Annotated in this window: 9 protein-coding genes; 7 read left to right on the top strand and 2 right to left on the bottom strand. The window is 63.1% G+C overall.

Annotated features, from left to right (window positions below; all coding sequences use genetic code 11):
- Window positions 1-65 precede the first annotated feature (65 nt).
- From DOM33_RS06840 to DOM33_RS06825, 4 genes are all read left to right on the top strand, one after another.
- Window positions 66-1,472 carry a Na+/H+ antiporter NhaC family protein gene (locus DOM33_RS06840; protein WP_110667018.1) on the top strand — a complete coding sequence of 469 codons (1,407 nt, stop codon included), beginning with the start codon at window positions 66-68 and terminating at the stop codon, window positions 1,470-1,472.
- Window positions 1,473-1,576: 104 nt separating this feature from the next.
- The gene (locus tag DOM33_RS06835; protein WP_110667016.1) at window positions 1,577-2,590 is read left to right on the top strand and encodes a tryptophan--tRNA ligase; all 1,014 of its coding nucleotides are present in this window, start codon (window positions 1,577-1,579) and stop codon (window positions 2,588-2,590) included.
- Window positions 2,591-2,919: 329 nt separating this feature from the next.
- On the top strand, window positions 2,920-4,053 hold the full coding sequence (locus DOM33_RS06830) for a YeeE/YedE family protein (protein ID WP_239495299.1): 1,134 nt from the start codon (window positions 2,920-2,922) through the stop codon (window positions 4,051-4,053).
- Window positions 4,054-4,351: 298 nt separating this feature from the next.
- Window positions 4,352-6,034, top strand: coding sequence for an NAD-dependent malic enzyme (locus tag DOM33_RS06825; RefSeq protein WP_110667012.1), 1,683 nt, complete (start codon window positions 4,352-4,354; stop codon window positions 6,032-6,034).
- A gap of 187 nt (window positions 6,035-6,221) precedes the next feature.
- Here DOM33_RS06825 and DOM33_RS06820 read toward each other — a convergent pair whose 3' ends face one another.
- On the bottom strand, window positions 6,222-9,020 hold the full coding sequence (locus DOM33_RS06820; protein WP_110667010.1) for an aconitate hydratase: 2,799 nt from the start codon (window positions 9,018-9,020) through the stop codon (window positions 6,222-6,224).
- Between the two features lie 391 nt (window positions 9,021-9,411).
- On the opposite strand from DOM33_RS06820, the gene DOM33_RS06815 reads away from it, so the two are divergent.
- From DOM33_RS06815 to trxB, 3 genes are all read left to right on the top strand, one after another.
- Window positions 9,412-9,618, top strand: a complete 207-nt coding sequence (locus tag DOM33_RS06815) for a zinc ribbon domain-containing protein (protein ID WP_110667008.1) — start codon at window positions 9,412-9,414, stop codon at window positions 9,616-9,618.
- A 137-nt stretch (window positions 9,619-9,755) separates the two neighbouring features.
- Window positions 9,756-10,358 (top strand): peroxiredoxin, encoded by a 603-nt coding sequence (locus tag DOM33_RS06810; RefSeq protein WP_110667006.1) that lies wholly within the window; start codon window positions 9,756-9,758, stop codon window positions 10,356-10,358.
- Between the two features lie 188 nt (window positions 10,359-10,546).
- Window positions 10,547-11,500: a thioredoxin-disulfide reductase gene (gene trxB / locus DOM33_RS06805; RefSeq protein WP_110667004.1), complete on the top strand. Its 954-nt coding sequence runs from the start codon at window positions 10,547-10,549 to the stop codon at window positions 11,498-11,500.
- A 142-nt stretch (window positions 11,501-11,642) separates the two neighbouring features.
- Here the strand turns inward: trxB and DOM33_RS06800 are convergent, their stop codons facing one another.
- Window positions 11,643-11,918, bottom strand: a complete 276-nt coding sequence (locus DOM33_RS06800; RefSeq protein WP_110667003.1) for a SlyX family protein — start codon at window positions 11,916-11,918, stop codon at window positions 11,643-11,645.
- Between the last annotated feature and the right edge of the window lie 80 nt (window positions 11,919-11,998).

Below are 11,998 nucleotides of genomic sequence, written 5' to 3'. Positions count from 1 at the left end.
ATGGATCGAGGCGCAACGATCGGTCAATCGCATCCCGATATCTACAACGCCAATAAGGAGTCGACATGGATCCCCAGACCCACTTCGGGTTGCTCTCGCTGTTACCCGCAGCGCTCGCCATTGCTCTGGCCTTCGCCACCCGCAACACGATCTTTTCGCTGACCGTCGCCTGTATCGTGGGCGTCTCGATCATGGGGCGGGGCGTTTTCGGATTTCCCGATCTGCTCAAGACGTCGCTGGGTACCACGGACTTCTCCTGGATCCTGCTGCTGGAGCTCTTCATCGGGACCGTGATCGCCTTCTTCCAGCGCACCGGTGCGATTCGCAACTTCACGCTCTGGGTCGAGGCGAGGGCACTCTCCCGTGTCCGGGTTCAGCTGGTCGGCTGGGTAATGGGAATGTTCGTCTTCTTCAGTGACTACTTCAGTCCGCTCTTCGTCGGATCGACCATTCGCGGATTGACCGACCGATACCGCGTCTCCCGCGAGAAGCTCGCCTACATTGCCGACTCCACGTCCGCTCCGGTCAGCGTGCTGGTACCGATTACCGGCTGGGCGGTCTTCATCTCCGGGCTACTCATCGGGATGGGACCAATCGAGACCGCGGGAGATGCGATCCAGGCATTCGTCTACGCCGTGCCGTTCAACCTCTACGCTTGGCTATCGGTGCTGATGGTGGGGCTAGTGATCGTGGGAGTCGTTCCGCTCTTCGGCCCCATGAAACGCGCCGAAGCGCGGGCACAGGAGCAGGGAAAGGTGTTCCGCGACGGTGCCGATCCGCTGCTGGGGGAGGAATTGACCGATCTTCAGCCGTTCGAGGGAATCAAGACGAGTCTCTTTCTGAACTTCGTGCTGCCTGTGCTGGTGGTGATCGGCATCGCGGTGGGGACCTTCGTTTTCGTCGGCTCGGCAAAGACCATGGAGGCGTTTCTGGCAGCGGCGATCGTGCTAGGCGTGATCATGCGACTGCAGGGCATTCCGCTCAACGACATCATGAAGACCGCGACCGCCGGGATGAAAGGTGTCATGCCGGCCATTCTCATCCTTGCGCTCGCCTACTCGCTCAATCAGCTCTCCAAGGAGATGGGTACCGCGGCTTACATCGTCGAGGTCAGCCGGGACTGGCTCTCGCCCATGCTACTGCCGGCCATCACCTTTCTACTGGCGGCGCTAATCGCCTTCGCCACCGGCTCCTCCTGGGGAACGTTCGCGATCATGATGCCGATCTCGGTGCCGGTGGCGTTCGTCTTCACCGGCGATACGCTGACGCCGCTGGTCTACGCGACGATCGCGGCGGTTGCCGGCGGCGGCGTCTTCGGCGATCACTGCTCGCCGCTGTCGGACACGACCGTACTGGCCTCGACCGGCGCGGCCTGCGATCACATGGATCACGTACGAACGCAGATCCCGTTCGCACTGGCTGTTGCGGGCGTATCGCTGTTGGTCTATCTGCTGATCGGCATCACGCTATAGGCGAAAAGCGATACAGGGAGGTGGTTCGCTAAGGAGAAAGTGGCAGGGTAGACTCTCGGTCTGCCGCTTTCCGCGAAATCCTCTCCAACTGATTCGAAGAGTCCATGAGCCAGCGACGCGTTCTTACCGGTATCACCACCACGGGTACGCCCCATCTGGGCAACTACGTCGGCGCGATCAAGCCGGCGATCGCCGAGAGCCAGAATCCCGACGTTCAGTCCTACTACTTCCTCGCCGACCTGCATGCGCTGATCAAGGCGCAGGATCCGCAGCGAGTGCAGCAGTCGCGGCTCGAGATCGCGGCGACCTGGCTGGCGCTGGGGCTCGATACCGATAACGCGATCTTCTACCGCCAGTCGGACATCCACGAGATCCCCGAACTCGCCTGGCTGCTCTCCTGCGTCTGCGCCAAGGGGCTGATGAACCGCTCTCACGCCTACAAGGCAGCCGTGGGTGAGAACGAGGCGGCGGGGCAGAGTGATCCGGATCGCGGCATCAGCATGGGGCTGTTCGGCTATCCGGTGCTGATGGCCGCCGACATCCTGATGTTCAACGCCCACAAGGTGCCGGTGGGGCGCGATCAGATTCAGCACATCGAAATGGCCCGCGACATGGCGGGGCGTTTCAATCACATCTACAAGGGCGACTACTTCACGCTGCCCGAGGCGATCGTCGACGAGCAGTCCGAAGTGCTCAGAGGGCTCGACGGCCGCAAGATGTCCAAGAGCTACGACAACACCATCCCGCTGTTCGTCAGCGAGAAGAAACTCCAGAAGCTGGTGCGCAAGATCAAGACCAACTCGCTGGAACCCGGCGAGCCGAAGGACCCCGACACCTGTACGCTGTTCCAGATCTATGCCGCCTTCGCCACGCCGGATGAGAGCGCCGACATGCGTCGACGCTACGTCGAGGGCATCGGCTGGGGCGACGCCAAGAACGAGGTGTTTGAGTACCTCAACGCCCATCTGCGCGAACCGCGCGCGCGCTACGAAGCGCTGATGAACGATCCGGCGTACATCGAGCAGGTGCTGGTAAAGGGGGCCGAGCGCGCACGCGAAGAGACCCAGGCGCTGATGGATAAGCTCCGGCCCGCCGTCGGCCTAGGTCGCTTTCAGTAACCGCTTGCCGGCCGCGCGCTACATCTACGGCTGAAAGCCGAAAGACGGAATTCGCAGCGCAGTTTTCCAGAGCCGATACGGTTCTTGTTCTCAAGCCGAACACGACCCGGGTCAGCGCTACGGCGCTGGCCCGGGTCGATGCGTTATAACGCCGCTGTCTATCGTCAGATCGGATCGAGTTTTGTAAAACCCGACCAAAAGACTAAAGTATTCGCCATTCGATTTTGGTCTAACGAAGGGGTTTTCTTATGTCGACTCTGACACAACCGTCACCGCCAGGTATCGGCCGCTTCTCGCCCAGGGCGTGGATCGCCGCAATCCTGCTGGTCATGGGCTCGCTCGCCATCGGTACGCTCTTCGAGTCGCGGCAGGGCTGGCTGATGCTGGTCGGCGGCGCGCTGGGTATCGTGCTCTATCACGCCTCCTTCGGCTTCACCTCGGCGTGGCGAGTGTTCATCACCGAACGTCGCGGGCGGGGGCTGCGTGCGCAGATGGTGATGCTAGCGCTGACGGTGGTGCTGTTCTTTCCGGTGCTTGCCTCCGAGACGCTGTTCGGGCATCCGGTGAGAGGCTTCATCTCGCCAATCGGCGTGTCGGTGATCGCCGGCGCCTTTCTCTTCGGCATCGGCATGCAGCTCGGCGGCGGCTGCGCCTCGGGGACGCTATTCACCGTCGGCGGCGGCAACGCCCGCATGCTGATCACGCTGGCGTTCTTCATCGTCGGCTCGGTCATCGGTACGGCGCATTTCGCCTGGTGGCAGAGCCTGCCGGCCTTTCAGCCGACGTCGATGCGAGACCTCTTCGGTACCGGCGGCGGCATTGTCGCGAGTCTCGTGCTGTTCGCGGCGATCGCGGCGTTCACCGTGGTAATGGAGAAGCGCCGTCATGGTCAGCTCGAGGCCGCCCCTGCGGCGACGCCCAGCGGTCGGCGCTGGCTGGTCGGTCCCTGGCCGATTCTCGCCGGTGCCATCGGCCTGGCGCTGCTCAACTTCCTGACGCTGGCGCTGGCCGGGCGTCCCTGGGGAATCACCTCGGCATTTGCGCTGTGGGGCGCCAAGGTTTTTCAGGCCGTGGGTGGCGACGTGACGAGCTGGGGCTACTGGCAGAGCCCGGGTCGGGCCGCCTCCCTGGATGCCAGCATATTCAGTGACGTCACCACGGTGATGAATATCGGCATCATTCTGGGGGCCGGCTTCGCGGCGATGCTCGCGGGTCGCTTCGCACCGAGCTTTCGCATTCCGCTGCGCTCGGTGCTGGCGGCGGTAATCGGCGGGCTCTTTCTTGGCTATGGCGCGCGGCTGGCGTTCGGCTGCAACATCGGCGCCTACTTCAGCGGTATCGCCTCTGGCAGTCTTCACGGCTGGCTATGGCTGGTAGCGGCGTTCGCCGGCAACATGTTCGGTGTCAAGCTGCGGCCGCTGTTCTTCCCTGGGCCGGAAAAACCGGTCGCGGCGAGTTGCTGAAACGCGTGCGAGGGCGTGATTTCCGACGCCCTGCGTGCTTGAAAGCCCCGCCTCGGCGGGGCTTTTTCGTTTCCGCGGGCGCCAGGTTCGTGGGACGACTTGCGTCGCAATGCCATCCTCGATGCGAAATGGCATACTAGCGCCCCTCGACCTTCCGACGAGTCGGTCGATCGCTCCTCTCGGTTCGATTGCGCCGGGCGGGTGCTCACGACAGCGCCACTGCGAGCCGACACCGCCGAGCGATGGTGCCCCGGTTCGGCCGGCGCCATCCATTCGTAGGTTATCGCGAGAGTCGACCATGACAGATCACGCCAAGCGCGCCCTCTACATTCCCTATGCGGGCCCTACGCTGCTGGAGATGCCGCTGCTCAACAAGGGCAGTGCCTTCACCAGCGAAGAACGTATCGAGTTCAACCTGGTGGGTCTGCTGCCGCAGAACGTCGAAAGCATCGAAGAGCAGGTCGAGCGCGCCTATCACCAGTACACGCTGTGTCAGAACAATCTCGACAAGCACATCTATCTGCGCGCCATCCAGGACGACAACGAGACGCTGTTCTTCCGTCTGCTCGAAGAGCACCTCGAAGAGATGCTGCCGATCATCTACACGCCGACGGTCGGCGAGGCGTGCGAAGAGTTCTCCAATATCTACCGCAATCATCGCGGGCTCTTCATCTCCTATCCCGATCGTCACCGCATGGACGACATCCTGCGTAGCGCGACCAAGGACAAGGTGCGGGTGATCGTGGTCACCGACGGTGAGCGCATTCTCGGCCTCGGCGATCAGGGCATTGGCGGCATGGGCATCCCCATCGGCAAGCTCTCGCTGTATACCGCCTGCGGCGGCATCAGCCCGGCCTACACGCTGCCGATCACGCTCGATGTTGGCACCAACAATCAGAAGCTGCTCGACGACCCGATGTACATGGGCTGGCGACACGAGCGCGTCTCGCCGGACGAGTACGCCGAGTTCATCACGCTGTTCATGGAGGCGCTCAAGCGCCGCTGGCCGGATGCCCTGCTGCAGTTCGAGGACTTCGCGCTGACCAACGCCATGCCGCTGCTCGAGCGCTACCGGGACGAGGTCTGCTGCTTCAACGACGACATCCAGGGCACGGCATCGGTCGTGGTGGCGACGCTGCTCGCCTCGTGCAAGGCGAAGAACGCCAGGATCAGCGAGCAGGTCATCACGTTTGCCGGTGCCGGCTCTGCCGGCTGCGGTATCGCCGAGCAGATCGTGATCGCCATGACCCGGGAAGGGCTCTCCGAGACCGAAGCGCGCCGGCGCATCTACATGGTCGACAAGGACGGGCTGCTGACCAGCGATACCCAGAATCTCTACCCGTTCCAGCAGCGTTTGGCGCATCAGGCGGGCGATCTCGGCTTCGACGGCGACGCCAAGGCGCTGATCGACGTGGTTCGCAACGCCAAGCCGACCATCCTGATCGGCGTCTCCGGCCAGCGCGGTCTCTTCACCGAAGAGGTGATCACCACGCTCAACGCCAACTGCGACAATCCGCTGGTGATGCCGCTGTCCAACCCGACCTCCAAGGTCGAAGCGACGCCGGAAGAGGTGCTCGGCTGGACCAACGGCCAGGCGATGGTCGCCACCGGCAGCCCCTTCGCGCCGGTGGAAGTCAACGGTCGCAGCGTGCCGATCGCCCAGTGCAACAACTCCTACATCTTCCCGGGTATCGGCCTTGGCGTTATCGCCGCCAACGCCAATCGGGTCACCGACAACATGCTGATGGCGGCGTCCAACGCGCTCGCCGACAGCGCGCCGATCGTTCAGACCGGTGAGGGCGCGCTGCTGCCGGCGCTCGGCGACATTCGCGAGATCAGCCAGCAGATCGCCTTTGCTGTCGGCAAGCAGGCGCAGGCCGACGGCGTCGCGCTCTCCTCGAGTGACGAGGTGCTGTGGGAGTCGATTCACGGCCACTTCTGGTATCCGCGCTACCGCCAGTACCGTCGCCGTTCGATCTGATCGCGCGAGCTACGATCAGTCCCGTCAGGAGCCCCGCCCAGTGCGGGGCTTTTGCGTTGGCAAAAGAGTGGCTTTTCGATGCGACCGGACGTGGCCGACGTAGCTGGATGGCGCCAACGCAAAAGCCCCACCAATCGGTGGGGCTTCGATGACGCCTGCTGGGGAGCAGACTGAATGCGTCCGGCGCTTACAGCATGCTGCGCAGCACGTAGTGGAGGATGCCGCCGTGGCGGTAGTACTCCAGCTCGTTGGCGGTGTCGATGCGGCAGAGGGCGTCGAGTTTCTTCTCGCCCTTGTCGGAATGGATCGTCACCTTGACCGTGCCACCGGGGGAGAGCGCTTTCAGGCCTTCGACGGAGACGGTCTCGTCGCCGGTCAGCCCCAGCGTTTCGCGGGTCTCGCCTTCCGGGAACTGCAGCGGCAGCACACCCATGCCGATCAGGTTGGAGCGGTGGATGCGCTCGTAGGACTCGGTGATGACGGCGCGCACGCCGAGCAGACGCGTGCCCTTGGCGGCCCAGTCCCGCGAGGAGCCGGTGCCGTACTCCTTGCCGGCGATGACCACCAGCGGGGTGTCCTCTTCGGCGTATTTCATCGCGGCGTCGTAGATCGACATCTGCTCGCCGGTGGGGACGTAGCGCGTGTAGCCGCCCTCGACGTTCTCCAGCATCTCGTTGCGAATGCGCACGTTGGCGAAGGTGCCGCGCATCATGACTTCATGGTTACCCCGGCGCGAGCCGTAGGAGTTGAAGTCCTTCACCGCAACGCCATGCTCCTGCAGGTACTTGCCGGCGGGACTGTCGGGCTTGATCGCACCGGCCGGGGAGATGTGGTCGGTCGTGACCGAGTCGCCGAGCTTCGCGAGTACGCGGGCCTGGTGGATGTCCTCGATCGCTGCCGGCTCTTTCTCCATGCCTTCGAAGAACGGCGGATGCTGGATGTAGGTGGAGTCGTTCGACCAGGCGTAGACCTCGCTCTCGGGGAACTCGATGGACTGCCAGATTTCGTCGCCGTCGAAGACTTCGGCGTACTCCTTGCGGTACATCTCGGTCTTGACCTTCTCGACCGCTTCGGCGATCTCGGCCTGCGAGGGCCAGACGTCCTGCAGGTAGACCGGGTTGCCGTCGCTGTCGTTGCCCAGCGGCTCCTTGGAGAGATCCTTGCGCACGTTGCCGGCTAGCGCATAGGCGACGACCAGGGGCGGCGACGCGAGCCAGTTGGTACGTACCAGCGGATGCACGCGCCCCTCGAAGTTACGGTTGCCCGAGAGCACCGAAGCCACAGTAAGGTCGCCGTCGTTGATGGCCTTCTCGATCGGCTCCGGCAGAGGCCCAGAGTTACCGATGCAGGTGGTGCAGCCGTAGCCGACCAGGTTGAAGCCGAGCGCGTCGAGGTCGTCCTGTACACCGCCGGCCGCGAGGTAGTCCGTCACGACCTTGGAGCCGGGGGCGAGCGACGTCTTGACCCAGGGCTTGGTGGTCAGGCCTTTCTCGTGCGCTTTGCGCGCCAGCAGGCCGGCAGCCATCATCACGCTCGGGTTCGAGGTGTTGGTGCAGGAGGTGATGGCGGCGATGACCACGGCGCCATGATTCAGCGAGAAGGCTTCGTCGTCGTACTCGACCTCCTGGCTGTCATCGGTGCGGTAGTCGCTGCCACTGCGATGACCCTGAGCCGTGCGGGTATCTTCTTCGGCACTGTAGCTTTCGCCGTCGGCCGGCGGCGCACCCACGGCGGTATCGCCACCCTCGGAGAGCCACTTGCCCTGCTCTTCGGCGGGGACGTCGGGCTTGCCGGTGCTCATCAGCGACTCGAAGGTGGACTTGAGATCGCTCAGGGCGACGCGGTCCTGCGGACGCTTGGGACCGGCGAGGCTCGCTTCCACCTCGTTCATGTCGAGATGCAGCGTGTCGGTGAAGGTGGGCTCGGCACCCGCTTCGCGCCACAGACCCTGGGCCTGGGAGTAGGCCTTGACCAGCTCGATCTGCTCTTCATCGCGCCCGGTGAGTCGCAGATAGTTGAGCGTCTCGTCGTCGACCGGGAAGAAGCCGCAGGTCGCGCCGTATTCCGGCGCCATGTTGGCGATGGTGGCGCGGTCGGCCAGCGGCAGATCCTCGAGACCGTCGCCGTAGAATTCGACGAATTTACCCACGACACCTTTCTTGCGCAGCATCTGGGTGACGGTGAGCACCAGATCGGTGGCGGTGATGCCTTCGTTGAGCTTGCCGGTGAGCTTGAAGCCGATGACTTCGGGAATCAGCATCGAGACCGGCTGGCCGAGCATGGCCGCCTCGGCTTCGATGCCGCCCACGCCCCAGCCGAGAACGCCGAGGCCGTTGATCATGGTGGTGTGGGAGTCGGTGCCGACGAGGGTGTCGGGGAAGGCGTAGGTCTTGCCGTCGACTTCCTTGGTCCAGACCGTCTTGCCGAGATACTCGAGGTTGACCTGGTGGCAGATGCCGGTGCCCGGCGGGACGACGCGGAAGTTGTCGAAGGCGTTCTGCCCCCAGCGCAGGAACTCGTAGCGCTCCTGGTTACGCTCCATCTCGATGGCGACGTTGTCCTTGAAGGCGGACTGATCGCCGAAGTGATCGACCATGACCGAGTGATCGATCACCAGGTCCACCGGCGAGAGCGGGTTGATCCGCTCGGCCTTGGCGCCTAGCTTCTTGACCGCATCGCGCATCGCCGCCAGATCCACGACGCCGGGCACACCGGTGAAATCCTGCATCAGCACGCGGGCCGGGCGATAGCCGATCTCGCGAGTGGATTTGCCTTCCTCGAGCCACTGGGCCAGCGCCTGCATGTCCTCGTCGGCGACGGTGGGGTCGTCGGCGTAGCGAAGCTGATTCTCCAGCAGCACCTTGAGCGTCATCGGCAGCTTGTCGATGTTGCCCAGGCTCTCGGCGGCCTTGGGTAAGCTGTAGTAATGGAACGTCTTGCCCGCGACGTCCAGCGACGACAGCGTGTGACTGGGTGATGTAGACATAGAGTCGTCCTCCTCATGATGGCAGCGTCGACCTCGGCTCACGGGCGTCGGCGTACCGGTCCGGTTGTTTAGCGACGCGCGACGACAAGGGCCGTCGGCGTACTGTGGCGATTCTGATGCCGCCACTCGGTTGTTCACGCCGTCATGGTCCCACGGCAGTTGTCGACAATAAAGATGGGCGTGGCGTCAGGTCTTTTCAATCGTTTCTTCGTCGACGATGCGTTCGTCTCAAATCCTTGCCCGTCCGGATCGGCGGTGTCTTTGCGGGCAACGTATCGATATGCCGTGTGTCGGCCGAAAGGTCGACAAGGCTTGAAACGGGGTAGTGCCGACTCCATTTCAGCGTAGTTCACACAGGTGACGGTGCGGGTTCGATCGCAAGGAGACGGCAATGACGGACGAAGGTGTGGTCGAGTGGCCCGTGAACTGCCCCTACTGCGATGCGCCATTCACGGTGATGCTGGATATCAGCGCGGGTAGCTATACCACTTGGGAAGACTGCGCCGTCTGCTGTCAGCCGATCCAGATGGGCGTGACCGTCTCGATTGCCGGCGAGCTGGAAAGCGTCGCGCTCGCCAGCGACGATGAAATTCTTTGAGATGCCGTCAGCGCACTGGCAATAGCAACGTACTATCCCTCCTATTGCCGTAATCCAATGGGACTATCAAACATTCGCCTTTAGTCTAGAGCGCGAATTCATCGCCACTATCTACCTCAACTCTCGAAGGAGAACTCATGAGTGTACTCGTAGGTCGCCAAGCCCCTGATTTCGAAGCTGCAGCCGCGCTGCCCGACGGTTCCATCAAGGACGACTTCCGTCTGTCCGATTCCCACGGCAAGATGCGCGTTCTGTTCTTCTGGCCGCTCGACTTCACCTTCGTCTGCCCCTCCGAGATCATCGCCCACGACAATCGTCTGGCGCAGTTCAAGGAACTCGGCGTCGAAGTGATCGGGGCCTCAATCGACTCTCAGTACACGCACCACGCGTGGCGCAAGACCTCCCCGGATGCCGGCGGCATCGGTGAAGTCGGCTTCCCCATCGTCGCCGACGTCAAGCACGAGATCTGCCAGGCCTACGGTATCGAGCATCCGGAAGCCGGCGTTGCCCTGCGCGCCTCCTTCCTCATCGACGAAGACGGTATCGTCCAGCACCAGACGGTCAACAACCTGCCGCTGGGCCGCAACGTCGACGAGATGCTGCGCATGGTCAAGGCGCTCAAGTATCACCAGACTCACGGTGAAGTCTGCCCGGCAGGCTGGGAAGAGGGCCAGGAAGGTATGAAGGACACCGCCGAAGGCGTGGCCAAGTACCTCGGCACGTACTCGACCAACCTGTAAGCGTCGGGATCGAGAAGGCGGCCTGCGGGCCGCCTTCCGTGTTTCTGGTATCATGCGCGCTTTTCAGCGCTCTGCGGCATGGCTCGAGGCTCGGGCCATGCCGCAGAACGTTACCTGTCTCGCCTCGAGCCGGATCGGCGCGAGACAGCGAAACCGCCATCCGAATCGTTGATTGAATCGAGGTAGCCATGAGCGACGTGCGCCACGAACGTTTGATAATCCTGGGCTCCGGGCCGGCGGGCTATAGTGCGGCGGTCTACGCGGCACGCGCCAACCTCAAGCCGCTGCTGATCACCGGTATGCAGGCCGGCGGCCAGCTGACGACCACCACCGACGTCGATAACTGGCCCGGCGACGACGAAGGCGTTCAGGGGCCGGAGCTCATGGAGCGCATGCGCAAGCATGCCGAGCGGTTCCAGACGGAGGTGCTGTTCGACCACATCAATGAGGTCGAGCTTCGCGAAAAGCCTTTCACGCTCAAGGGCGACAACGGCACCTACACCTGCGATGCGCTGATCGTCTCTACCGGTGCCAGCGCCCGCTATCTCGGCCTGCCGTCGGAGCAGCAGTTCATGGGGCAGGGCGTGTCCGCCTGCGCCACCTGTGACGGTTTCTTCTACCGCAATCAAGAAGTGGTCGTCGTCGGCGGTGGCAATACCGCGATGGAAGAGGCGCTCTATCTCTCCAACATCGCTTCCAAGGTGACGCTGGTGCACCGTCGCGATTCGCTGCGTGGCGAGAAGATCCTGCAGGACCGGCTCATGGAGAAGGTCGAGAACGGCAACATGGCGATCGAGTGGAACCATACCCTCGACGAAGTGCTCGGCGACGGCAGCGGTGTCACCGGTGCCAGGCTGCGTTCCACTCTCACCGGCGAGACGAAGGATCTCGACGTCATGGGCGTATTCATCGCCATCGGTCATACCCCGAACACCGGCATCTTCGAAGGCCAGCTCGAGATGGCGAACGGCTACATTCGCGTCCAGTCCGGCCTCGAAGGTAACGCCACGGCGACCAGCGTGCCCGGCGTTTTCGCCGCCGGCGACGTCATGGATCATGTCTATCGCCAGGCGATTACCTCCGCCGGCAGCGGTTGCATGGCGGCACTGGACGCCGAGCGCTTTCTCGACGGTCTCGAATGAGGCGAAGGCGCCGCAGGTCTCGCGGATCGGTCTGGCGGTAGAAGGCCGACGAAACGCGCGCCTGAGGAATCTCCGAAAAGGCCCGGCAATCGCCGGGCCTTTTTGTATCCAGAGCGAGCCTCTCGGACACTCGATTCGAGGCTCAATAGTGGGGTGGCAGCTCGTCGTGCGTGGCGTGGTCGCCGCCAAGGTCGGCGAGGGTCTGTCCCTGTTCGCGAAGACGCTCACGCATCAGGGACGTCAAACGGGTGAGGCGTTCGATCTCGGCGTCCTGCTCGCGAAGGCGTCGGTCGAGCGTTTCCAGCCAGTCCTCCTGAAAGGCCAGCCGGCTCTCGAGAGACTCGACGCGTCCCTCCAGCGGCGTGCGCTGTGCTTCGATTGCCGTGTTAGACTTTTCTGGCTGCGTGTCATAGGTCATTGACGGCACCTTTATGTACGTAAATCACTGAGCGTACGTAAATTACGGGATGTACGTAAATCACTGGATATAGGCGAATT

Origin of the sequence: Salinicola halophilus (genome assembly GCF_003206155.1) — a bacterium.
In the GTDB taxonomy this organism is placed as follows: Bacteria; Pseudomonadota; Gammaproteobacteria; order Pseudomonadales; family Halomonadaceae; genus Salinicola; species Salinicola halophilus.
This window is presented reverse-complemented; position numbering and strand designations above follow the sequence as displayed.

Coding starts and splice junctions, on each gene's coding strand:
- DOM33_RS06840 (WP_110667018.1), top strand. CDS start 66: ATGGATCCCCAGACCCACTTCGGGTTGCTCTCGCTGTTACCCGCAGCG.
- DOM33_RS06835 (WP_110667016.1), top strand. CDS start 1,577: ATGAGCCAGCGACGCGTTCTTACCGGTATCACCACCACGGGTACGCCC.
- DOM33_RS06830 (WP_239495299.1), top strand. CDS start 2,920: ATGGGCTCGCTCGCCATCGGTACGCTCTTCGAGTCGCGGCAGGGCTGG.
- DOM33_RS06825 (WP_110667012.1), top strand. CDS start 4,352: ATGACAGATCACGCCAAGCGCGCCCTCTACATTCCCTATGCGGGCCCT.
- DOM33_RS06820 (WP_110667010.1), bottom strand. CDS start 9,020: ATGTCTACATCACCCAGTCACACGCTGTCGTCGCTGGACGTCGCGGGC.
- DOM33_RS06815 (WP_110667008.1), top strand. CDS start 9,412: ATGACGGACGAAGGTGTGGTCGAGTGGCCCGTGAACTGCCCCTACTGC.
- DOM33_RS06810 (WP_110667006.1), top strand. CDS start 9,756: ATGAGTGTACTCGTAGGTCGCCAAGCCCCTGATTTCGAAGCTGCAGCC.
- trxB (WP_110667004.1), top strand. CDS start 10,547: ATGAGCGACGTGCGCCACGAACGTTTGATAATCCTGGGCTCCGGGCCG.
- DOM33_RS06800 (WP_110667003.1), bottom strand. CDS start 11,918: ATGACCTATGACACGCAGCCAGAAAAGTCTAACACGGCAATCGAAGCA.